This window comes from Stenotrophomonas sp. SPM (assembly GCF_003105135.1).
Classification (GTDB): domain Bacteria; phylum Pseudomonadota; class Gammaproteobacteria; order Xanthomonadales; family Xanthomonadaceae; genus Stenotrophomonas.
Window position 1 is genome coordinate 1 of the sequence record NZ_QETL01000003.1, and the last position, 21,805, is coordinate 21,805.

A 21,805-nucleotide genomic window follows, 5' to 3' on the forward strand; every position below is an offset into this window, starting at 1 on the left:
GCTGCATCGGCTGGCCGATGCGCAGGCGCAGCGGGCGGCCACGGCGGGCGAACATCTCGCGGGCCAGCAGGGCGGTGCCGGCCGGCTTGAACAGGGTCGAGGCACCGTAGAACAGCGCCGAATTGCGCGCTTCCACCCGCACCGGCAGCACCGGCGCCCCGGCGGCGCGGGCGAAACGAACGAAGCCACGCTGCCAGCGCCCATCGCGGATGCCCTGCAGCGACAGCCGCGATACTTCGCCGGCCGGGAACACGATGACGCACTGCTCGGCGTCCAGCGCCTGTTCCACCGCGTGCAGGCTGCCACGCTGGACCTTGCCGCCGAGGATGCGCACCGGCAGCAGCAGGTCCTGCAGCGGGCCGATGGCGCCCAGCAGATCGTTGGCGACGATGCGCACGTCGCGTCGGACCCGGCCGACCGCGTCCAGCAGGGTCAGCGCGTCCAGCGCACCGGAAGGATGGTTGGCCACGATCAACAGGCGGCCGCTGGCCGGGATCCGGGACAGGTCCAGCAGATCGACCTGGTAGCCGCTTTCGAGGAACTCCAGGCCGGCGGCGACGAAGTCGAAGCCGCGCAGATCCGCGCTGCGCTGCAGGAAGGACTCCACCCGGTCCAGCCGCGACCAGCGGCCCACGCTGCGCAGCAGGGGCCGCGCCAGATACCCGCGGCGGCCGCGGAACCAATCGGGGAAACGTTGCTGCAAGCGCTGCTCGAGTTCCTGCATGGCGTGCTCACTGATGCCCGGCGGCCGGATTGGCCGAGAGCCTGCGCCCGCCACGCGGCAGCCAGATGGCGGTTTGGCGGCAGAACGATGACGGCCCCGGCCAGTGGGCCCGGGCCGTGAAGGCCGCCCGCCAATGGTCACGCCAGTGGAACACTGTCTGCGCACGATGGGCCCCGGGGCTCCGCCAAGCCTTGTCGTGGTGGGCACAACACCTTAACCACCGGCAACCCATACGGGTTCACAATGCACAGGCGGCGCACCCCGTGTATGATGCGCGCCCATCTTTCCATCCGAATCAAGGGATATACCGCCTGATGTCCAGCTATCTCTTCACCTCCGAGTCGGTCTCCGAAGGCCATCCGGACAAGGTTGCCGACCAGATCTCCGATGCGGTGCTGGACGCGATCCTGACCCAGGACCAGCGCGCCCGCGTGGCCTGCGAGACCATGGTCAAGACCGGTGTTGCCATCGTCGCCGGTGAAATCACCACCAGCGCCTGGATCGACCTGGAAGCCCTGACCCGCAAGGTCATCACGGACATCGGCTACGACAGCTCCGACGTCGGCTTCGACGGCGCCACCTGCGGCGTGCTGAACCTGATCGGCAAGCAGTCGCCGCACATCGCCCAGGGCGTGGACCGCAAGAAGCCGGAAGAAATGGGCGCTGGCGACCAGGGCCTGATGTTCGGCTACGCCACCAACGAGACCGACAGCTTCATGCCGGCCGCGATCCACCTGTCGCACCGCCTGGTGGAACAGCAGGCCAAGATCCGCAAGAAGCGCAACTCGCCGCTGTCCTGGCTGCGCCCGGACGCCAAGAGCCAGGTCACCCTGCGCTATGAAAACGGCGTGGTCTCGGCCATCGACGCCGTGGTCCTGTCCACCCAGCACGCCCCGGGCATCAAGCAGAAGGACCTCATCGAGGCCGTCCGCGAAGAGATCATCAAGCCGGTGCTGCCGGCCAAGTGGCTGCACAAGGGCACCAAGTTCCACATCAACCCGACCGGCAAGTTCGAGATCGGCGGCCCGGTGGGTGACTGCGGCCTGACCGGCCGCAAGATCATCGTCGACACCTACGGTGGCTGGGCGCGTCACGGTGGTGGCGCCTTCTCCGGCAAGGACCCGTCCAAGGTCGACCGTTCGGCGGCCTATGCTGCCCGCTACGTCGCCAAGAACGTGGTTGCCGCCGGCCTGGCCGACCGTTGCGAAGTGCAGGTCTCCTACGCCATTGGCGTGGCTGAGCCGACCTCGATCTCGGTCACCACCTTCGGCACCGGCAAGATCAGCGACGACAAGATCGAGAAGCTGATCCGCAAGCACTTCGACCTGCGCCCGTACGGCATCATCAAGATGCTGGACCTGGTGCACCCGATGTACCAGCAGACCGCTGCCTACGGCCACTTCGGCCGCAAGCCGAAGGAATTCAGCTACCTCAACGGCGAAGGCGAGACCGTCAACGCCACGGCCTTCTCCTGGGAGAAGACCGACCGCGCCGCCGCCCTGCGCGCCGATGCGAAGCTGAAGTAAGACACGCGAAGGGCCGCGCAAGCGGCCCTTCTGCTTTCTGTAGAGCCGAGCCGACGCTCGGCTTTCTTTTGCCTGCGCCAAGAGCAGCCGAGCATGGGCTCGGCTCTACAAGAGCTACGCCACGCCGATACAATCGCCGCATGTCGACCGAACTGAAAACCCATCAGCTGTCCATGACCGTGCTGATGTCGCCGGACATGGCCAATTTCTCCGGCAAGGTCCACGGCGGCGCCGTCCTGCGCCTGCTCGACCAGGTGGCCTACGCCTGCGCCAGCCGCTACGCCGGCAGCTACGTGGTCACCCTGTCGGTGGACCAGGTGATGTTCCGCCAGCCCATCGCGGTGGGTGAGCTGGTCACCTTCCTGGCCTCGGTGAACTACACCGGCACCTCATCGATGGAGATCGGCATCAAGGTCGTGGCTGAGGACATCCTCAAGCGCAGCGTGCGCCACGCCAACAGTTGCTTCTTCACCATGGTCGCGGTGGACGAGGACGGCCGGCCGACGGCGGTGCCGCCGCTGCAGCCGGCCAGCTCGGACGAGAAGCGCCGCCAGGCCGCTGCGCAGATCCGCCGCCAGCTGCGCCAGGAAATGGAACAGCGGCACCTGGAGCTGCTGGCGTCGAACCCGCCGTCGCCGGAAGATTGACCGCGCTCGCCAGGCATGGCCCGGCGGACACGGGTCAACCGGTGTTCTGTACGCCCTGCGAAACACCGTTCACGCAGGCCACCAGCGCGCGCAGCAGGTCATCATCCTCGCGCCCGCTGGCCCGCCAGCGCTGCAGCAGATCCACCTGCAGCACGCTGATCGGGTCCACGTAGGGATTGCGCAGGCGGATCGACAGCGCCAGCCGCGCATCATGATCCAGCAGGGTCTGCTGGCCCATCAGCGCCAGCAGCCAATGCCGGGTCAGCTCAAGCTCCTTCTCGACCTGCGGGAAGAAGCGAACGTGCAGATCACCAGAGAGCTGCGAGAACTGTTCGGCGATGGTGATGTCGCCCTTCGACAGCACCATCGCGATGTCGTCGAGGAAGGTGCGGAAGAACGGCCAGTCACGCGCCATCTCGCGCAGCGTCTGTTCATGGCCGGCGCCCACCGCCGCCTGCAGGCCGCTGCCCACGCCGTACCAGCCGGGAATGACGGCACGCGCCTGGCTCCAGGCGAACACCCACGGAATCGCCCGCAGGTTGCCCAATGCCGCATCCTGGCCAAGGCGGCGCGACGGCCGCGAGCCCAGGGTCATCCGCTCGATCACGTCGATCGGCGTGGCCGTGCGGAAGTAGTCCATGAAGCCGGACTGGCCGACGAAGGCGCGATACACCTCGCTGCTGGCCGCGGAGACGGTGTCCATCACCGGCCGCCACCCGTCTTCGCGCGGCTCCGGCGCACGCGGTCGCAGGCTGGCGCGCAGCACCGCCCCGGTGGCCTGTTCCAGCGAACGCAGGGCCAGCGCGCGGATGCCGTACTTGCGGTGGATCACCTCGCCCTGCTCGGTCACCCGCAGGCGGCCATCGATGCTGCCGCGCGGCGATGCATCCACGGCGTGGGTGGTCTTGCCACCGCCACGGCTGATCGAACCGCCACGGCCATGGAAGAAGGTCAGGCGGATGCCGGTCTCGGCCGCGACATCCAGCAGTTCCACCTGCGCACGCTGCAGGCCCCAGCGCGACGCTGCGATGCCGCCGTCCTTGCTGCTGTCCGAGTAGCCGAGCATTACCATCTGCACGTCATCGCGTGCACGCAGGTGCGCGCGGTACACCGGATCCTCCAGCAGATCACGCAGGGTGGCGGTGCCGCGCTTGAGGTCGTCCACGGTTTCAAACAGCGGCGCGATATCGAGCGGCACGCCGCCATCGGCATCGACCAGGCCACCGCGTCGCGCCAGTGCCAGCACGGCTAGCACGTCGCCGCGATCGTGCGCCATCGAAATGATGTAGCTGCCCAGTGCATCGCCGCCATGGCGTGCACGTGCATCGGCCAACGCCGCGAACACCGCATCCAGACGCTGGTTGCCCTCGTCATCGCCCTTGGGCAGCGGTGTTTCGCCGCTGGCATGCGGGCCAAGCAGGCGCGCACGGCCCAGCGCATCCAACGCCTGCCAGGCGTCTTCGCCGCCCAGCACCGCAGCGAGTGCACGTGCATGCACGCTCGATTCCTGGCGCACGTCCAGCCGCGCCAGATGGAAGCCGAAGGTCTTCACCCGCCACAGCAGGCGCTGCACGGCGAAGCCACCGGCGTGCTCGCCACGATGGGCACGCAGGCTGTCGAGGATCAGCTGCAGATCGTCGATCAGTTCATCCGGGCCGGCATAGGCACCGTGGCCATCATCCAGCGTGGCCTGCAGGCGCGCACGCATGCGGTCGTTGAGCAGGCGGTACGGCATGTCGGCGTGGCGCGGGCGCGACTGCACCTGCGGCAGCAGCTGCTGGTAGTGCGCCACGCGTGCCTGCAGGGCTTCGCTCACCCCCACCCGTTCGGTGGACTGGCTGAGCAGGCTGGCCAGCTGCAGCAGTTCCTTCTGGTAGCGCCCGAGCACCGCCTGCCGCTGTGCATCGAGCGTGTTGCGGATGGTGCCGGCATCCACGTTCGGATTGCCGTCCATGTCTCCGCCCACCCACGTGCCGAAGCGCAGCAGGCGCGGCAGCGGCAGCTCCTCGCCGTAGGTATCGCGCAGCGCCTGCTGCAGCGACTCGTACAGCACCGGAATCACCCGGTACAGCACCTGCACCAGATAGAAGCCGACGTGCTCGCGTTCGTCATCTACGGTGGGCCGCACCGGCGAGGAATCGGTGGTCTGCCACGACGCGGTGAGCGCCATGCGGAAGCGCGCGGCATCGGCAGCAGCCTCGCCCGGCGTGCGCTGGCCATCCAGGTTGTCCACCAGGCTGGCCACCATCAACTGTTCTTTTTCCAGCAGCGCGCGGCGCACCGCCTCGGTCGGGTGCGCGGTGAACACCGGTTCGATGTCGATGCGCGGCAGCCACTGCGCCAGCTCGTCCAGGCCTACGCCCTGCGCCTTCAGGTGCTGCAGCGCATCCTGCAGGCCATCGGGCTGTGCGCCTGCGGTGCCGGCACGCTGGTAATCGCGGCGGCGGCGGATGCGATGCACGCGTTCGGCGATGTTGACCACCTGGAAGTACGTGCTGAACGCACGCACCATGGTTTCGGCCTGCTCCGGCGTGCGACCGGCCAGGCCATCGGCCAGCTCTGACAGCGGTGCCTGGTTCTCGCGGCGCGCGATCGCGCGGGTGCGCACGTCCTCGACGTCGTCGAGGAACGCGGCGGAAACCTGTTCGACCAGCAGGTCGCCGACCAGTGCGCCCAGTCGGCGCACATCATCGCGAAGCGGAAGATCGGGGGAAGCGAATTCGATGCTGCTGCGGTACTCGTTCATCGGCGACGCACGAACCTCGGGGCATGATCCGTCGCCAAGCCTATCCCAATTCGAAGCCGTTGCTGCGTTGCAGGAATGGTTTCATCTGCACGCATCCGCAGTTGAAGCAGCCGAGCGTCGGCTCGGCTCTACCGACGTCACGGTGCGTGACACCGTGTAGCGCCCGAGCCCGTGCTCGGGCGGCGGCGAAGCCGCACAGGCGGCCCCCGTTGCAGGGGCCGCCATCATCACGTGCGCGATCAGCGCTTCTTCTTCGCCTTGCCCTGCTGCACCGGGCCGATGGTCTGTTCCAGCCAGCGCTCGCTCTCGGCCAGCATGGTCATGATCGATTCGCGTGCGCGGTAGGCGTGCGATTCGTTCGGCAGCATCACCAGCCGCGCGGTACCGCCGAGGCCCTTCACCGCGGCGAACATGCGCTCGCTCTGGATCGGGAACGTGCCGGAGTTGTTGTCGTCCACGCCGTGGATGAAGAGGATCGGATCCTTGATCTTGTCGGCGTAATTGAACGGCGCCATCTTCTGGTAGACGTCCTGCGCCTGCCAGTAGTTGCGCTCCTCGGCCTGGAAACCGAACGGGGTGAGCGTGCGGTTGTAGGCGCCGCTGCGGGCGATGCCGGCCTTGAACAGGCGGGTGTGCGCCAGCAGGTTGGCGGTCATGAACGCACCGTAGGAATGGCCGCCGATGGCGATGTGCTCGCGGTCGGTGACGCCACGACGCACCACTTCATCCACCGCTGCCTGTGCATTGGCCACCAGCTGTTCGATATAGGTGTCGTTGGGTTCCTTGTCGCCCTCGCCGATGATCGGCATGGTCGGGCTGGCCAGCACCACGTAGCCCTTGGCCAGGAACGCCTGGGGACCCCAGTAGCTGATCGCGTTGAAGCGGTACGGCGAATCGGTCACCTGGCTGGCGGCCGCGGCACTCTTGAACTCACCCGGGTAGGCCCACATCAGCAGCGGCCGCGGGCCATCACGCTTGGGGTCGTACCCCGGCGGCAGCAGCAGCGTCGCGGTCAGATCAACGCCGTCGGCACGCTTGTAGCGGATCTGTTCCTTCTGCACGCCCTTCAGCTGCGGCAGCGGGTGGGCGAAGTGGGTCAGCGCGCGCGGGGCGGCATCGGCCTGGGCCAGCGACTGCACGTAGAAGTTGGTCGGCTCGTCCGGGCTTTCGCGGGTCAGCAGCAGCGACTCGCCTTCCTGGTCCAGCAGCGCGACCGGTGCCGAATAGACCGGTGCCTGCGAATGGAACAGGCGGGTGGCCTTGCGGCTTTCGATGTCGAAGCGGTCCACGAACGGACGGTCACCTTCCGGCGACGCGCCCTGCCCGTACAGGAAGATGCTGCGGCCATCGGCGGTGGTCTGCAGGCGGCTGCGGCCGTTGACGTCGCGCACCACGCCGGCGCGGCCCGGATCGTTGTAGCGGTCCTGTGCATCGCGGTCCCACAGCAGCTGCGGCGACTGCGTCGCGTCGTCCGGGGTGATGCGCCAGGTCTTGGTGTTGCGCGTCTTCCACCACGACTCGCTGAGCAGGGCCAGATCGCCACGGCCCCAGGTGATGCCACCGAAACGGCTGCCCAGCTGGGCCAGGGTCACCGGCGGCTTCTCGAACGGCGCGGCCTGCATGAACACCGCATCGCGCACCTTGGCGTCGCGGTTCGGGTCACCGCCGTCCTGCGCTTCGGCCCAGACCAGGGTGGCCGGCGCATCGGCGCGCCAGCTGATGTCACGCACACCGGTCACCTCGGCATCGTTGCCGGTCGGCAGGCCCTCCACCAGCGGGCGCGAGGCCACGCTGTGGGCCAGCTGGCCGTTGCGGTCGAGCACGTCGATGCGGCGCGGGAAGCTGCCCACCGGCACCACGTAGGAATACGGGCGCTGCACGGTCTGGCTGAGCAGGTAGTTGCCGTCCGGCGAGGCCGACAGGCCCAGGTAGATGCCGGCCATGCCGATGGCGCGGGCCTGCCCGTCCAGGCCGACCTGCACCGGCTGCGCACGCGCGTAGTAATCGAACAGGCGCGCGTCGGCTTCGTTCTTCAGCAGATCCTGGTAGGTGCGGATGGAGACCACGCCGCTGCTCTTGCCGGTCTGCTGCACGGCCGGGCCGGTCGGGATGCCATCGGCAGGCGGCGGATCACCGGCATTGGCCAGGCGGGTCATCACGATCAGGCCGCGGCTGTCGGGCAGCCACTGGTAACCGTCGCCGAACACCGTGTTGAGGTTGGCCTGCAGGCGGCGGGCACTGGCGTTGGCGACGTCCACCAGCCACAGCTCGTTGGCACCGCTGGCGGCGTCGACCTGGTTGAAGGCCAGCCACTTCTGGTCGGGCGACCAGGCCAGGCCGGCGATCGACAGCTGCGCCGGCAGGCCGCTGATCTGCCGTTCCTTGCCGTCGGCCACGTTCATCAGCCACAGCTTCTCGCCAAAGCTGAAGCGGCTGTCGGAGAACGTGCGCGGGTTGATGCGCATGCCGGCCAGCTTCAGTTCGGGCTGCGCCACCACCTGGATCGACGGCAGCGACGGCATCTGCATCAGCGCGGCCACGTCGCGGCGCGGCGACAGGAACAGGCCGGGCGCACGCGGCGCATCGACCACCGCCTGCAGCGCGGCCGAGGGCAGCTCATAACCGGCCACGTCCCTGGCGGCGGCCACCGGCGGGCTGTCGGCCGACCACGCCTGCGGGACCACCGCCAGCAGGGCCATGGACAGGACCAGGCCGGTCCAGCGCCGGCTGCGGCGCGCGTGCTTGCTCATCGTTCTTCCTGTTTTGGATGCGTGAAGACCCTCGACCTTAACAGGCGCCGACCCGCGCCCCATCTGCCGATGGTTGGGTCGCTCCGGTTCCGGCCCGGGGCCGCGATATACTGGGCGTTCTCCCCTGCCGAGGGGCGCTGCGACCGGATGCCCTGAGGCCCGGCCAGGCTCGGTAAGGTGGCTTTGTAACAACGGCGCCCGGCTAGATGCGAGTACCCGCTCGCCCACAACCGGAGCTACTGCATGAACGCTGTTGCCAAGACCTTCTCCACCGAAGGTGACTACAAGATCCGCGACATCACCCTGGCCGACTGGGGTCGCAAGGAACTGGACATCGCCGAGCACGAGATGCCGGGCCTGATGTCGATCCGCCGCAAGCACGCCACCAGCCTGCCGCTGAAGGGCGTGCGGGTGACCGGCTCGCTGCACATGACCATCCAGACCGCGGTGCTGATCGAGACCCTGAAGGACATCGGCGCCGACGTGCGCTGGGCCTCGTGCAACATCTTCTCGACCCAGGACCACGCCGCTGCGGCCATCGCCGCCACCGGCACCCCGGTGTTCGCCTGGAAGGGCGAAACCCTGGAAGAGTACTGGGACTGCACCCTGGACGCGCTGACCTTCACCCTGCCCGACGGCACCCTGACCGGCCCGGAGCTGGTGGTGGACGACGGCGGTGACGTGACCCTGCTGATCCACAAGGGCTACGAGCTGGAAAACGGCAGCGACTGGGTCAACACCGCCTCGTCCTCGCACGAAGAACAGGTCATCAAGAACCTGCTCAAGCGCGTTGCCACCGAGCGCCCGGGTTACTGGGGCCGCGTGGTCAAGGACTGGAAGGGCGTCTCCGAAGAGACCACCACCGGCGTGCACCGCCTGTACCAGCTGGCCCAGGCCGGCACCCTGCTGATCCCGGCGATCAACGTCAACGACTCGGTCACCAAGAGCAAGTTCGACAACCTGTACGGCTGCCGCGAATCGCTGGCCGATGGCCTGAAGCGCGCGATGGACGTGATGCTGGCCGGCAAGGTCGCCGTGGTCTGCGGCTACGGCGACGTGGGCAAGGGCTGCGCCGCATCCCTGCGTGCCTACGGTGCGCGCGTCATCGTCACCGAGATCGACCCGATCTGCGCGCTGCAGGCGGCGATGGAAGGCTATGAAGTCAACACCATCGAATCGACCCTGGGCCGTGCCGACCTGTACGTCACCACCACCGGCAACAAGGACATCATCCGCATCGAGCACCTGAGCGCGATGAAGGACCAGGCCATCGTCTGCAACATCGGCCACTTCGACAACGAGATCCAGGTCGATGCGCTGGTGGCGTTCCCGGGCGTGCAGCACGTGAACATCAAGCCGCAGGTGGACAAGTACATCTTCCCGAACGGGAATGCGATCTTCCTGCTGGCCGAAGGCCGCCTGGTGAACCTGGGCTGCGCCACCGGCCACCCGAGCTTCGTCATGTCCAACTCGTTCGCCAACCAGACCCTGGCCCAGATCGACCTGTGGGCCAACAAGGACAGCTACGAGAAGAAGGTCTACCTGCTGCCCAAGCACCTGGACGAAGAAGTGGCCCGCCTGCACCTGGAAAAGATCGGCGTGAAGCTGACCACCCTGACCCAGGAACAGGCCGACTACATCGGCGTGCCGGTGGAAGGTCCGTTCAAGCCGGACCACTACCGCTACTGATGTCGTGCCCGGGGTCGGATCCCTTTCCACAGGAAAGGGCTCTGACCCCAGCAACGGATGCACACGGAACGGGCGCCTTCGGGCGCCCGTTCTGCGTTGGCGGACTCACGCAAATGATCCGCGCGGCAGTGCGCTCAGAATTCGAAGTTGACCGGAATTCTGGCCAGGCTGACGTCGGGCGGATCGCTGCGCTTGCTGCTGAACGTCCAGGCCGAGGCCGCGTTGATGGCTGCCTCGTCCAGTGCCGGATGGCCACTGGACGCTGCGATGATCCTTCCCGTCACCCGGCCCTCGCGATTGATCACCACCAGGATCACGGTGGTGCCCTTCAGGCCCTGCTTGTAGGCCTCCTGCGGGTATCTCGGCGGAGGCGACGACAGCGGCCACCAATCGACCGGCGGAGCATCCGGCGGGTCGGGGTCGACCAGGCAGCGCTGCGGTACACGGATGCCCAGGCGGGTGTCCTGCTTCGGGTCCACTTCCAGGACAATGCCGCGACAGTTGCCCGCCAGCGCGGACAGGAACATGGCCTGCCGCAACATCGCGTGGACACTCGACGCCACGCCGGTGAAACGACACTGGTCACCCTTGCGGTGCGAGGCCATCGACACCATGCCGGCATCGATCAGTTCGCCCACGGCCTTGCCTCGCGTGCAGCGTCCGTCATCGGCCAGTGCCGGTCCGGCGGCCAACATCATTCCGGCAAGCAGGCCTGCCGCGATCATCCGCTGATATGCCACTCCATTCCCCTGTGCTGCGTCCTGTTGCCCCCAGTCTGCCACGCCGGTGCAGACGGCGGCAGCTCGGTCATGCCTGCTGGCTCATCCACGCATGGCGTGGATCTACTGGGGAGCGGATGGCGTGGATGCTCTCCGGCAGTAGCCCCGGTCAAGGCAACGCGACCCGCGCGCGCTACGATGCCCCCATGACTCCCGCCATCAACCTGCTCAAGCGCGAGAAGATCGCCCACACCGTGCGCAGCTACGTGCACGACGCACACGCCGAGTCCTACGGCGGCGAAGCCGTGGAGAAGCTGGGCCTGAACCCGGCACAGGTGTTCAAGACCCTGCTGGCCAGCACCGAAACCCACGAACTGCTGGTGGCGATCGTGCCGGTGGCCGGCCAGCTGGACCTGAAGGCACTGGCCGAAGCCGCGGGCTGCAAGAAGTGCGAGATGGCCGCCGCCGATGCCGCGCAGCGCGCCACCGGCTACCTGGTCGGCGGCATCAGCCCGCTCGGACAGAAGAAGCGCCTGCGCAGTTTCCTCGATGCCAGCGCACAGGCGCTGCCGACGCTGCACGTCAGCGCCGGCCGCCGTGGCCTGGAAGTAGAGCTGGCGCCGGCCGATCTGCTGCGGCTGACCGCAGGGCACTATGCGCCTATCGGGAAGGCCCGCTGATGTCCGCAGCCGATGCCCTGCTGCGGGACCTGCTGAGTGGTGATGCCACGCGTATCCATGCCTCGGCCTGCCGGGTCGCGGTGACGTTCGATCCCGCGCTGCTGGATGCACTGGCGCCGCATGCCGACCGCATCGAACGGGCCTGCGCCGGGGTCACGCTGGGTGGCGCGCTGCTGGCCAACCAGGTGCATCTGCAGGCCGCACTGAAACGTCTGCGCTACTGGCAGGCGCAGGCCGGCTGCCTGTGCGCACTCACGCCGACGTATCTGTTCTTCGACCCGCGCAGGCTGATCGAACAGGGGCAGATGCAGTTGCTCACGGTAGGCGACGCCGATGACGGTTGGGGCGAATGCCACCGCGTTGCCTGTACGCAGTGCGGCCAGCACTGGCAGGCGACCGACCGCGAATATCACTACCCGTGGTGGGAGTGGAAAGCCGATTGACGGCGGGGCACAATCCCACAACGTGCATGCAGCAGATCACGGCCGCCAGTTGGCGTTGTTCTCCCAGAACTGCACGGCGCGCTGGTAGGCCTCCCGGTCCAGCGGCACGCCGGAACCACCCTCCTCCACACCCAATGCATTGCGCATCATGGTGATCGGCGCCATTGGCACTTCTTCCGGCTCGGCGGTGTAGATGCAGCCGACGATGCCCCAGTCCGCGTCGATCGGCGAGCCTTCCTTCGCCAGCTGCTCGGCGCTGTACAGGATCACCACAAGGTAGTTCGCGCGCGGCGATTCCACGCCCTCGAACCAGCGCACCAGCACCGGCAGCTCCTCGCGGTTGCGCGCTTCGTAGCCGCTGCGCAGCAGGTGGCGGTTGGCCTCGGTGACCGGCACGGTCAGGCAGCGCGTGCTGGTCCAGTTCTCGTAGACGAACAGCTTGCAGAACGGCGCATAGCCGTCGAGCACCTTCAGCGGTGCATGCGCATTGAGGTGCGCCTGGAACTGCTCGGCGCTGACATCCTGGATGGTGTTGGCGCGCGGCACGCGCGGAAACAGGCGGGGACGGGCGAATTCGGTGAGGACGATGGACATGGCGTGCCGTGGTTGGAATGTCTGGCACACAGGGTAACCGCTGCGCCCGGCTACAACGCCATCCGCTCGCGCAGCTCACGCGCCTGCCGCCGCGACACGTCCACCTCGCTGCCGTCATCCAGCGCCAGGTCGTAGCCATCGCCAATGCTGGGGGTAACGCTGCGGATGCGTCGCAGGTTCACCAGCGTGTTGCGGTTCGCGCGGAAGAACAATTCGGCTGGCAGGCGTGCTTCCAGCGCGCTCAGGCTGCGCGTCAGCAGCGCGTTCTGGTCGCGGAACCACAGGCGGGTGTAGTTGCCATCCACCACCAGCCTGCGGATTTCGCCCACCGCCACGAACCAGCAACGCTCACCATCGCGCACGAACACCTGGTCCTGCGCGTTCAGGCTGCCACCAGCAACCACCGCCGGCGCCGCAGGCCTGTCTTGCTGGCGCGCGCGTTCCAGCGCTTCATGCAGGCGCGGCGCTTCCACCGGCTTGACCAGGTAGTCCAGCGCATTGGTCTGGAAGGCACGCACCGCATAGGTATCGTAGGCGGTGACGAACACCACCGCCGGCGCCGGGTCCAGGCCATCAAGCACGTCGAAGCCGGTGCCGGACGGCATCTGCACATCCAGCAGCACCAGATCGGGTTTCAACCGTGCGATCGCCTCGCGCGCCGCCGGTACATCATCGGCCTCGCCCACGCACTGCACCCACGGCAGCGCCGCCAGCAGCGTGCGCAGTTCCTGCCGCGCCAGCCGCGCGTCATCGACGATCAGGACATTCAGGGTCGTGCGCATTGCGGAATCTCCAGGATGGCCTGCATGCGGCCGTCCAGCGGTTGCAGATGGAAGCGGCCGCCCTGGCCAAGCTGCGAACGCAGGTAGGCCAGGCCGACGCCATGCCCGGTAGTCGCCGCATCCATGCCGGCCGTGGCAACACCGAGCGGGTTGTCGACCTGCAGCCGCAGCAGGCCATCACGGCACTGCGCGCTGATACGTACCTCGCCACCGCCAGGACGCACGGCGATGCCGTGCTTGATCGCATTTTCCACCAGCAGCTGCAGCGCCATCACCGGCAACCGTGCCTGCGCCGCTTCGTCACTCACGTCGATGTGCAGCTGCAGGCGCTGTTCGTAGTGCACGGCCTCAACGGCCAGGTAATCGCGCACCACGGCGAGCTCGTCGGCCAGCAGTGCCTCCTCGTTGCGCGCGTGCTCCAGCGCGTGGCGCAGCGTGCGCGACAGATCGGTCACCATCTGCCGTGCGCGCTCGGGATCTTCGAGGATCAGCGCGCGCAGGTTGTTGAGCGCATTGAACATGAAGTGCGGATTCAAGCGGGCGCGCAGTGCATCGCGCTCCAGCGCACTGCGCTGGGCCTCGGCCCGCAGGCGTTCGAGTTCCGCGTGGCGCGCCTGCCGCAGGCTGTGCAGGCCGGCCCACAGCGCGGTCCACAGGCCCAGCAGCAGCACGGTGTTGAGCAGATAGGCCAGCCGCGCCACCGGGCGGAAGTCACCCGCCCGGCCGCCGAAATCCACCCAGCCCAGTGCCAGCGCCGGCTGCAGCACGGCGGTCAGCAGCAGCTGCGCCAGCAGCGCACCCAGCAGCACCGCCAGCGCAAGCCGTAGCACCAGCGCACCGAATTCGCGCTTCCACCAGCCGTGCCGCAGGGCCAGTGCACGCACGCCTGCACTGATGCCCCACAGCAACACGCCCAGACCGACGCTGATGAGCGTGCCACCACTGCTGATGCCGCCACCGAAGGTGCTGGTCATCGCCAGGCTGAGCACGCAGAACAGCGCCCACCCGAGGGTGTTGATCAGCCAGAAGCGCAGTGTGGAAGTCGAATCGGGCATGACCATGGCCGGAGCGGACGAAAGGATCAGCGGTGGCTGTCCAGGAATGCCTGCACCTGCCCACGCAGCCACTGCGGATCATCCCACATCAGGAAGTGGTGGCCGGTCGCGCTCAGTGCGATGCGCACGCCGGGCAGCGCGGCGTACTGCGACTGGAAGATCGCACGCGCCGATGCTTCGGTCGCACCCATTGCCTGGTAGGACGCCCAGGCGCCGAGGACCAGCGTGGGCGAACGGATGCCGGCCACCTCGCTGCGCAGGTCGGTCACCAGCAGCGAGTACATCGCATCGGCGGTGGTGGCGCGATCGCTGTCATGGCCCCAGCGCTTCAGCTCGGGCAGGCGCGCGGTGCTGGTCAGCGGGGCCAGCGCCGCTTCGGCCTGCGCCTGGTAGCTGGCCGGGTCCGCCGCCAGCATCGCCGTGCGCATCTGCTCGGCCGTCGGCTGCACGCTCTGTGCGGTCGCCTGCGGGTTCTGCATGCCGGCATAGAACGGCAGCGAATCGACGATGACCAGCGGCCCCAGTGCGTCCGGTTCCTTCACCGCCATCTGCAGCGTCAGCACGCCGCCCAGGCTGTGGCCGATCACCGCCGGATGGTCCAGCTTCTGGTCATGCACATAGGCCAGCAGCTGGTCGCGCATCGCCGACAGAAAATCCGCCGGGCGCGGGTCGGCGGCGCGTGCACCGGCAAAGCCCGGCAGCTGCACCAGGTGGCACTGCACCTCCTTCAGTGCCCGACAGGTCTCGCGCCAGACCTCGGCGCTGCTGTTCAGGCCGGGGATCATCAGCAGCGGGCGGCCGTGGCCGACCACTTCGACCTGCACCTTGCCGGTGCCGGCCTGGGTGGCCCCGGCGGCATGGGCGGTGCCCGAGCCGAGGACGGCCAGCGCCATGCCCAGCATCGCCAGCCGGGCCAGGGCCTTCATCGCGTAGTACATCGCCAGCATCATCTTCATCGCGTACTCCTTGCAGGGACGGGTGCGTGGGGGGATGCGGCCAGCCTGGCCGCCGTGGCTGCCAGCGTGTTGCAGTGGCGGAGCAACGGTCGCGCGCCCGGGTGAACGGTCGCCCGGGGCGAACCAGTTCTTCACGTCGCTCAGCTTCACATCCATCTTGATGGAGAGATATACTCAACCGCACCCGCCGCCACCGCCCGTGCCATGACCGCCATCAGCTTCGAGTTCTACCCGCCCAAGACCGATGAGCAGCGTGGCCAGCTGGACCGTGCCGCCGCCCGGTTGAAGGCGTACGCCCCCGAGTACGTGTCCTGTACCTTCGGTGCCGGTGGCTCGACCCTCAGCTACACCTCCGAGACGGTGCGCCACCTCAACCAGCACCACGGCATGGACGCCGCGCCGCACCTGTCCTGCGTCGGTGGCACCCGACAGGAGATCCGCGAGCTGCTCAAGCTGTACCGCGCCATCGGCTGCCGGCGCCTGGTCGCGCTGCGTGGTGATCTGCCCTCCGGCATGGGCTTCCCCGGCGACATGCGCTATGCGTCCGAACTGATCGCCTTCATCCGCGCCGAGCACGGCGATGCCTTCCGCATCGAAGTGGGCGCCTACCCGGAAACCCATCCGCAGGCACCGGACGCGCTGACCGACCTGAAGCACTTCAAGGCCAAGGTCGATGCCGGTGCCGATGCGGCCATCACCCAGTACTTCTACAACGCCGACGCGTATTTCCACTTCGTCGATGAGGTACAGCGGCTGGGCGTGCAGGTGCCGATCACCCCCGGCATCATGCCGATCGCCAACTTCAGCCAGCTGCGGCGTTTTTCCGAACAGTGCGGCGCCGAGATCCCGCGCTGGATCAGCCGCAAGATGCTGGCCTATGGCGATGACAGTGAGTCGGTGCGCGCCTTCGGTGCCGAAGTCGTGGCCAAGCTGTGCGAGCGGCTGGTCGAAGGCGGCGCACCCGGCCTGCACTTCTACACGCTGAACCTGGCCAAGCCGACGGTGTCGGTGCTGAAGCTGTTGAACGGCTGAAAGCGCACTGTGTTGTCGCTTTCAACGCTACCCTGTGGCGATGAAAGCTGTCCTGTCCCTGCTGCTGGTGCTGCTGTCCGCTGCCAGCATTGACGCCCATGCCCAATCCACGCGCTTGAACCGCTGCACCGATGCGCAGGGCCAGAGCGTCTACACCGACCGTCCCTGTGACAGCGTGGGCGCGCAGTCGCGGCGTCCGCCGCCGCCACCGGCCGGGAGCACCCTGCAGCGCGACAGCCTGGGCGCCAGCTGCCCGCGTCGCCTGAGCGAACTGGTGCAGGCCCTGCACGATGCGGTGAACACCCAGGACGTCAATCGGCTGTCCACGCTGTATCTGTGGAGCGCGGTCTCCGATGCCGGCGCGCAGCGCATCCTCGGCCAGCTGGAATCGGTGGTGCGGCGGCCGCTGGTGGACGTGGTGCCGGTGTATCCGCAGCAGGATGATGAGGTGCAACCGGATGGGAGTCAGAGCCCTGCTGCGCAGGGATCCGACCCTGGGACACCGGTGGCCCGCTACCCCGTGGGCCTGCGCCTGGAGCAGACACTGCCGGGCAGTGCGGCGCGCGCGGCGACGGTGCTGGGGCTGCGGCGGCAGTACGGGTGTTTCTGGATCACGTTGTAGGACCGCATCCACGCATGGCGTGGATCTACTGACAGCGGGCGGCCGACCCTGTGGTAGCGCCGGGCCATGCCCGGCGGAAGGCCAGAAGCGCCGCGCTACCCGCCTGGCCACAGGCCGCGGATCGCGGCGATGCCCTGGCCGCCGTGGCGGCGGGCCTGGCTGACGTGGCCGGCATCCAGCCCGCCCAACGCGTAGATCGGCAATGACACCTGCGCCCGCAGCGCGGCAAACGCCTCCCAGCCCAGCGGCGTGGCATCGGGGTGGCTGGCGGTGGCCTGCACCGGGCCAAGCACGGCGAAATCGCAGCCCAGCCGCTGCGCCGCCTGCAGCTGCGCGAGGTCGTGGCAGGAGGCAGCCACCAGTTGCCCGGCCGGCAGCGGGCGTTCCTGCAGGGTTGCCAGCTGTTCGCTGCCCAGGTGCACGCCGACGCCCAGCGTGCGGGCCAGTTCGATATCGCGGTTGAGCAGCCACTGCACGCCCTGGCGGTGTGTCCGCAGGGCCTGTTCGATCAGCACCTGCCGCTGCGGGTGCGCGGCCGGCAGGCGCAGCTGGATGCGCTGCTGGCCCGCGGCCACCGCCTGCTGCAGCTGGTCCTGCCAGCGCTGCGGCCCGTGCTCGCCGTCCTCCGGTGCCGGGGTGATCAGGTAACGGTCCGGTTGGCGCAGCGCGGCCACCACCGGCAGATCGGCCGGCGGCATCGAATAACGGCCCAGCTTGTCCGGTGCCACCCAGGTGATGGCCTGGCCCTCGCGCCCGCGCGGGGTGCCCTTCCAGCTGCGGATGTGCCGCACGTCCAGGGTCAGGTGCTTGTCCGGGTAATGCTGCGGCACGTCCATGATCCACTCGCCGATCTCGGCCTCGATGCCGAGCTCTTCGCGCAGTTCACGCACCAGCGCCTGTTCGGCACTCTCGCCGGCCTCGCGCTTGCCGCCCGGGAATTCCCATAGGCCGGCCATGTCGCGGTTCTCGGTACGGCGGTTGAGCAGGATGCGGCCACGGGCGTCGGTGATGACGCCGGCCACGACATGGATCGATCGTTTCGGGGAAGGCATGGCCAGAGCATGCCCACGCGGCATGCAGGCTGCAACCTCGGTGCGGATGAACAAGGGGCCCCTTGCGGGACCCCTTGCCAACTCCGTCATGCACGCTGGATCAGAACTGCACGTTCCAGGTCATCTGCGCACCGATCTCGTGCTGGCCACCGCCGGCACGGCCCAGCGCGCCCAGCGACAGGCGGCTGTTGTCGGAGGTGTTCACCGCCACGCCCAGCTCGGCGATGCCGACGTTGCGGGCCAGCGGCACACCGTCGATGCTGAAGGTGCTGCTGCCCACCACGAAGTGCTGGTTGCTGCGGGTATGCACGTCGCCGCCAGCGTGCTGCCAGGCCAGGCCCGCCACCAGCTGGGCACCGTCGTCCTGGTTGGCACTGATGTCCCACGTGGCGCGCAGGCCGGCCGTGGCGGTCCACACCGAATCCTTGCTCGCCTCGATGGCCAGCGCGGTGCTGCCGCCGGCTTCCTCGGCCGCGTCCATGGTCAGGCGGGTGTAGCCCACGCCCACGTGCGGGGTCAGGGTCATGCGCTGCAGCTGGATGTCCCAGCCACCCTCGGCGAAGCCGGATACGGCGTGCGCGTCATGGCTGGCGCGCAGCTGCTGGCGGGCATCGCCGACGATGGCGGTGCGGTCGGTATCGACGTCATAGCTGGCGTAGCTGGCACCGGCATTGAACCAGGCCTCGCCGGCGCGGAAGCCTGCGTACAGGCCGCCGTGCACGGCATCGACATCGGAGCGGGCGCTGCGTGCATCGGTCTTCTGGCGCACCTTCTCGGTGCCGGCCACCAGGCCCACCGTCCAGGCTTCACCGAAGGTCCAGTCCAGGCCGGCCATCAGGCCTTCGCGGTGCTGGCGGCTGTCGGCCACGCCGTCGTTGCGGCCGTCCTGGCGGTTGCTGGCACCGCCACCGGACAGCCAGAAGCCGCCGCCGTGGGCCTTGATGGACGGGTTGCCACGCAGGCGCTGGCCGACGCCTTCATGCAGGAAACGGTCGTCCAGCAGCAGCGCACGGTTGCTGGCGTGGATCTCACCGGACAGGTGGTCGAACGCCTCGCGTGCCTGGTCGGCATCGAGCATCAGCAGCTGGTTGTACAGCGCCAGCGCCTCACCGGACTGCTGCAGCGTGTCCAGCCCGGCCGCCAGCGCACGCTGGTTGCTGTTGGCCGCCACTGCGCCAAACACCACCGGCGGGTTCACCCCGCCCGGCTCACCCGGGGTACCCGGCGTGCCCGGATTGCCGGGGTTGCCCGGTTCGCCCGGAGTACCCGGTTCGCCAGGTTCACCCGGCGTGCCCGGGTCACTCTTGATCGCGATGGCCAGGCGCACGTCGTTGCCGGTCTGCACCAGGGTCGGGTCGATGAAGGCCGAGCGCGAGATGACATCGTCGAACTGGCCGTCGATGCCCTCGGCCGCGCTGAGGATGGTGTAGACCTGGCCATTCTGGTAGCTGGTGGACGGGTCGAGCGCGGTCACGCGCACGCCGGCGGCACCGGACTGGCCGCCCGCGGCGACCCGGCCCAGATAGGCCTTGCCGGTCACCGTCAGCAGGTCGGACTGGCCATTGCCCAGCACATCGACGTCGTAGAAGGCCTTGTCGGCCACCTGTTCGGGGGTGAGGGCCTGGTTGTTGAAGTACAGGTTGCCGTCGATCACCAGGGTGCCCAGGCCGCCCTGGCCCGGCGACAGCACCGCACCATTGCGCACGAAGGTTTCACCCACGGTGGCGTTGCCGGCCAGCATGCCGCCGTTGATGACGTGCACGTTCGAGCTGCGGATCACATCGCTGCCCAGGCCCGTGCCGTAGTTGATCGTCTGCTGGAAGCCGGCGCTGCCATTGAGCACCAGGGTGCCGCCATCGATGCGGATCTCCTGTGCCACCGCCTGGCTCGTGCCGGTGTAGCCCTGGCCGGTGTAGGTGTCGGAGTTGATCACCAGGGTGCCACCGCTGACGTTGATGCCGCCGCCGAACGCGGTCAGGTCGCCGTTGAGCGTGGTGGTGCCGGCCAGCTGATGCAGACCACCGGAGGTCATCGAGTCGTGACCGCTGGCGATGGAGTTGTCCAGCGCGATGTCATCGGTGTGGTTGAACAGCAGCCCGCCGATGCCGCTGTTCATGGTGATCGGTGCACCGTCCAGCTCACCAGCGGCGGTGGCCGCACCCCAGGTGGGGCCATCGGCGGCGGTCCAGTCCTCCATGCCGCCACCGATGACCAGGTAGCCGCTGTTGTCCAGGGTGTAGCCGGTGCCGGCGCTGAGCTTCGCGCCGTTGTTCACCGTCAGCACGCCGAGCGGGTCGAAGACGGTCTTGCCCACGGTGATGCCATTGGCGGCGGTGATCGACGAGCCTTCACCGCTGACCAGCACCTGCTCGGGATAGAGCGCCGCCGTACCCAGCGGGAAGTCCGAGCCACCGGACACGCTCAGCGTGTCGGTGGTGATGCTGGCACCGTCCAGCACCTGCAGGTCGGTGGTGACCTTCATCGCGCCGGTGTTGACCCACTCGCTGCCGGTGCCGGTCAGGGTAGCCTTGGCGCGGCTGTCGCCGGTACCGGCGCCGAACGAGTTCTTGATGTTGGCAACGTCCGAACGGATCGCGCCACCGTCTTCGATCAGCAGGCTCGCCGTCGCATCCACGCGCGCCGCTTCGATGGCCGAACCCACGCCGCGCACTTCGATGCGACCGGTCTGCCCGTAGTCGCCCGACGGACCGTCCGGCGATTCGGCGATGAGCGACGTGGTCGCCCTCACGACGCCACCGTTCTCCACGCGCAGCAGCGCTTCGCCACGGCGGCCCAGTTCGAAGGTATCGGTCGTCACGCTGCTCGCGCCGGAGACCACCATCGTGCCGACCGAGTTGGCGTCCTGGCCCAGGAACACGCTGTCGGCCACCACGGTGCCGCCATCGGTAACGTTCACGATGCCCGAGCTGTTCTCGACGATGCCAGCAACCAGCGCGCCGCCGACGGTGAGCGAGCCGCCGCTGCCGATGTTCAGCTCGCCCTGGCCGCGCTGGCCGACCAGCAGGTTGTTGTTGGCGATGACCAGCGAACCACCACCTTCTACCGTGACCACGCCCTTGCTGCCCGCCAGCACGCCGATACGCATGCCCTGCGACAGACTGGGGCTGTTGACGGCAGTGGCTGCCACGGCGGCGCCGCCCGTGATCAGCAGGCTGCCAGTGCCGGCGTTGCCGACATCGATCTGGCGCGCGGTCAACGTTGAACCGGCGCCGCTGATCTCTGCCGCGCCCTCACTGCCTGCGGCAAAGCCCAGCACCACGTTGCGGGTGACGTCGACGCTGGCGCCGTCCTTGACCGTCAACAGGCCCTTGCCGGCGTCACCGACGCGCAGGTCGTCGAAGATGCTGGTCAGCGTGATGCTGCTGCCGGCACCTGCCACGTTGAGCGTGCCGAAGCTGCCGGCGAGCGTGCCCAGCGAAGCGCCTTCGGTGGAGGTCAGGCTGCCACCGCCCAGCACGTTGACCACGACGGTGCCGTTGGGACCGACGCGGAAGCCATCGGCGTAGACGCGCGAATCGGTGATGGTTTCATCGTTGGTGAAATCGAAGGGCGCGGCGAACACGGACTGCATCGGCAGTGCTGCCAGGCCCAGTGCGAACAGCAGCGCGGTGCGCAGTGCGGTCGGACGCTGGCCGTGGCCGACGCGGGTGCGGCCGGGAGTGTGGGAGGAAGTGAGTTCCGAGGCGACCTGCATCTGGCCGGTGGTGTGGTTGAACACCTGGCGATAGATCCTGTTCATGACGCTCCATGTGTATGTCGTGTGGCTC

17 protein-coding genes and 1 riboswitch are annotated in these 21,805 nt (G+C 68.2%); of the genes, 7 read left to right on the forward strand and 10 right to left on the reverse strand.

The genetic code is table 11. The features are described from left to right. A partial coding sequence (locus tag DCO49_RS01885; protein WP_207776450.1) for a 1-acyl-sn-glycerol-3-phosphate acyltransferase occupies positions 1 to 724 on the reverse strand: 724 nt, incomplete at its 3' end. 314 nt (positions 725 to 1,038) lie between these two features. On the opposite strand from DCO49_RS01885, the gene metK reads away from it, so the two are divergent. Next, entirely contained in the window at positions 1,039 to 2,250 is a 1,212-nt protein-coding gene (gene metK, locus DCO49_RS01890; protein ID WP_079220656.1) for a methionine adenosyltransferase, read from the forward strand. Positions 2,251 to 2,390: 140 nt separating this feature from the next. Then, positions 2,391 to 2,897 (forward strand): acyl-CoA thioesterase, encoded by a 507-nt coding sequence (locus tag DCO49_RS01895; protein WP_116862566.1) that lies wholly within the window; start codon positions 2,391 to 2,393, stop codon positions 2,895 to 2,897. A gap of 34 nt (positions 2,898 to 2,931) precedes the next feature. On the opposite strand, the gene ppc is transcribed toward DCO49_RS01895, so the two are convergent. After that, on the reverse strand, positions 2,932 to 5,643 hold the full coding sequence (gene ppc / locus DCO49_RS01900) for a phosphoenolpyruvate carboxylase (RefSeq protein WP_116862567.1): 2,712 nt from the start codon (positions 5,641 to 5,643) through the stop codon (positions 2,932 to 2,934). A 239-nt stretch (positions 5,644 to 5,882) separates the two neighbouring features. Then, positions 5,883 to 8,393, reverse strand: a complete 2,511-nt coding sequence (locus tag DCO49_RS01905) for a prolyl oligopeptidase family serine peptidase (RefSeq protein ID WP_116862568.1) — start codon at positions 8,391 to 8,393, stop codon at positions 5,883 to 5,885. Positions 8,394 to 8,516: 123 nt separating this feature from the next. Beyond that, positions 8,517 to 8,600, forward strand: a riboswitch (S-adenosyl-L-homocysteine riboswitch). A 36-nt stretch (positions 8,601 to 8,636) separates the two neighbouring features. Between DCO49_RS01905 and ahcY the strand changes: the two genes are divergently transcribed. Continuing rightward, complete coding sequence (gene ahcY, locus DCO49_RS01910) at positions 8,637 to 10,082, forward strand: adenosylhomocysteinase (RefSeq protein WP_116862569.1); 1,446 nt, start codon at positions 8,637 to 8,639, stop codon at positions 10,080 to 10,082. A gap of 134 nt (positions 10,083 to 10,216) precedes the next feature. Here the strand turns inward: ahcY and DCO49_RS01915 are convergent, their stop codons facing one another. Next, positions 10,217 to 10,777 (reverse strand): energy transducer TonB, encoded by a 561-nt coding sequence (locus DCO49_RS01915; protein WP_165835662.1) that lies wholly within the window; start codon positions 10,775 to 10,777, stop codon positions 10,217 to 10,219. Between the two features lie 230 nt (positions 10,778 to 11,007). On the opposite strand from DCO49_RS01915, the gene ybaK reads away from it, so the two are divergent. Next, entirely contained in the window at positions 11,008 to 11,481 is a 474-nt protein-coding gene (gene ybaK / locus DCO49_RS01920; RefSeq protein WP_116862571.1) for a Cys-tRNA(Pro) deacylase, read from the forward strand. Further along, positions 11,481 to 11,924, forward strand: coding sequence for a hypothetical protein (locus tag DCO49_RS01925; RefSeq protein ID WP_116862572.1), 444 nt, complete (start codon positions 11,481 to 11,483; stop codon positions 11,922 to 11,924). Before ybaK ends, DCO49_RS01925 begins: the two co-directional genes overlap by 1 nt. A gap of 36 nt (positions 11,925 to 11,960) precedes the next feature. Here DCO49_RS01925 and DCO49_RS01930 read toward each other — a convergent pair whose 3' ends face one another. The 4 genes from DCO49_RS01930 to DCO49_RS01945 are packed head-to-tail and all read right to left on the reverse strand — an operon-like array spanning position 11,961 to position 15,311. Continuing rightward, the gene (locus DCO49_RS01930; protein ID WP_116862573.1) at positions 11,961 to 12,518 is read right to left on the reverse strand and encodes a DUF3228 family protein; all 558 of its coding nucleotides are present in this window, start codon (positions 12,516 to 12,518) and stop codon (positions 11,961 to 11,963) included. 50 nt (positions 12,519 to 12,568) lie between these two features. Then, positions 12,569 to 13,300, reverse strand: coding sequence for a LytTR family DNA-binding domain-containing protein (locus DCO49_RS01935; protein ID WP_116862574.1), 732 nt, complete (start codon positions 13,298 to 13,300; stop codon positions 12,569 to 12,571). After that, a complete protein-coding gene (locus DCO49_RS01940) occupies positions 13,285 to 14,355 on the reverse strand; it encodes a histidine kinase (protein ID WP_116862621.1) in 1,071 nt (356 codons plus the stop codon). The genes DCO49_RS01935 and DCO49_RS01940 overlap by 16 nt, the downstream gene beginning before the upstream one ends. Positions 14,356 to 14,381: 26 nt before the next feature. Continuing rightward, the gene (locus DCO49_RS01945) at positions 14,382 to 15,311 is read right to left on the reverse strand and encodes an alpha/beta hydrolase (RefSeq protein WP_116862622.1); all 930 of its coding nucleotides are present in this window, start codon (positions 15,309 to 15,311) and stop codon (positions 14,382 to 14,384) included. 204 nt (positions 15,312 to 15,515) lie between these two features. Here DCO49_RS01945 and metF point away from each other — a divergent pair, with 204 nt between their 5' ends. Further along, positions 15,516 to 16,343 carry a methylenetetrahydrofolate reductase [NAD(P)H] gene (gene metF / locus DCO49_RS01950; RefSeq protein WP_116862575.1) on the forward strand — a complete coding sequence of 276 codons (828 nt, stop codon included), beginning with the start codon at positions 15,516 to 15,518 and terminating at the stop codon, positions 16,341 to 16,343. Between the two features lie 40 nt (positions 16,344 to 16,383). Then, entirely contained in the window at positions 16,384 to 16,965 is a 582-nt protein-coding gene (locus DCO49_RS01955) for a DUF4124 domain-containing protein (RefSeq protein ID WP_116862576.1), read from the forward strand. Between the two features lie 95 nt (positions 16,966 to 17,060). Here DCO49_RS01955 and DCO49_RS01960 read toward each other — a convergent pair whose 3' ends face one another. Both DCO49_RS01960 and DCO49_RS01965 read right to left on the reverse strand, forming a co-directional pair. Then, positions 17,061 to 18,017: a Nudix family hydrolase gene (locus DCO49_RS01960; protein ID WP_116862623.1), complete on the reverse strand. Its 957-nt coding sequence runs from the start codon at positions 18,015 to 18,017 to the stop codon at positions 17,061 to 17,063. Between the two features lie 100 nt (positions 18,018 to 18,117). Continuing rightward, positions 18,118 to 21,777, reverse strand: coding sequence for an autotransporter domain-containing protein (locus DCO49_RS01965; protein WP_116862577.1), 3,660 nt, complete (start codon positions 21,775 to 21,777; stop codon positions 18,118 to 18,120). Between the last annotated feature and the right edge of the window lie 28 nt (positions 21,778 to 21,805).

What these genes read in the sequence shown, in the direction of transcription:
- DCO49_RS01960 (WP_116862623.1), bottom strand. Translation starts at nt 18,017, where the DNA reads ATGCCTTCCCCGAAACGATCGATCCATGTCGTGGCCGGCGTCATCACC.
- DCO49_RS01915 (WP_165835662.1), bottom strand. Translation starts at nt 10,777, where the DNA reads ATGTTGGCCGCCGGACCGGCACTGGCCGATGACGGACGCTGCACGCGA.
- metK (WP_079220656.1), top strand. Translation starts at nt 1,039, where the DNA reads ATGTCCAGCTATCTCTTCACCTCCGAGTCGGTCTCCGAAGGCCATCCG.
- DCO49_RS01955 (WP_116862576.1), top strand. Translation starts at nt 16,384, where the DNA reads ATGAAAGCTGTCCTGTCCCTGCTGCTGGTGCTGCTGTCCGCTGCCAGC.
- DCO49_RS01905 (WP_116862568.1), bottom strand. Translation starts at nt 8,393, where the DNA reads ATGAGCAAGCACGCGCGCCGCAGCCGGCGCTGGACCGGCCTGGTCCTG.
- ahcY (WP_116862569.1), top strand. Translation starts at nt 8,637, where the DNA reads ATGAACGCTGTTGCCAAGACCTTCTCCACCGAAGGTGACTACAAGATC.
- DCO49_RS01965 (WP_116862577.1), bottom strand. Translation starts at nt 21,777, where the DNA reads ATGAACAGGATCTATCGCCAGGTGTTCAACCACACCACCGGCCAGATG.
- DCO49_RS01895 (WP_116862566.1), top strand. Translation starts at nt 2,391, where the DNA reads ATGTCGACCGAACTGAAAACCCATCAGCTGTCCATGACCGTGCTGATG.
- DCO49_RS01940 (WP_116862621.1), bottom strand. Translation starts at nt 14,355, where the DNA reads ATGCCCGATTCGACTTCCACACTGCGCTTCTGGCTGATCAACACCCTC.
- DCO49_RS01935 (WP_116862574.1), bottom strand. Translation starts at nt 13,300, where the DNA reads ATGCGCACGACCCTGAATGTCCTGATCGTCGATGACGCGCGGCTGGCG.
- DCO49_RS01930 (WP_116862573.1), bottom strand. Translation starts at nt 12,518, where the DNA reads ATGTCCATCGTCCTCACCGAATTCGCCCGTCCCCGCCTGTTTCCGCGC.
- metF (WP_116862575.1), top strand. Translation starts at nt 15,516, where the DNA reads ATGACCGCCATCAGCTTCGAGTTCTACCCGCCCAAGACCGATGAGCAG.
- DCO49_RS01925 (WP_116862572.1), top strand. Translation starts at nt 11,481, where the DNA reads ATGTCCGCAGCCGATGCCCTGCTGCGGGACCTGCTGAGTGGTGATGCC.
- ybaK (WP_116862571.1), top strand. Translation starts at nt 11,008, where the DNA reads ATGACTCCCGCCATCAACCTGCTCAAGCGCGAGAAGATCGCCCACACC.
- DCO49_RS01945 (WP_116862622.1), bottom strand. Translation starts at nt 15,311, where the DNA reads ATGAAGATGATGCTGGCGATGTACTACGCGATGAAGGCCCTGGCCCGG.
- ppc (WP_116862567.1), bottom strand. Translation starts at nt 5,643, where the DNA reads ATGAACGAGTACCGCAGCAGCATCGAATTCGCTTCCCCCGATCTTCCG.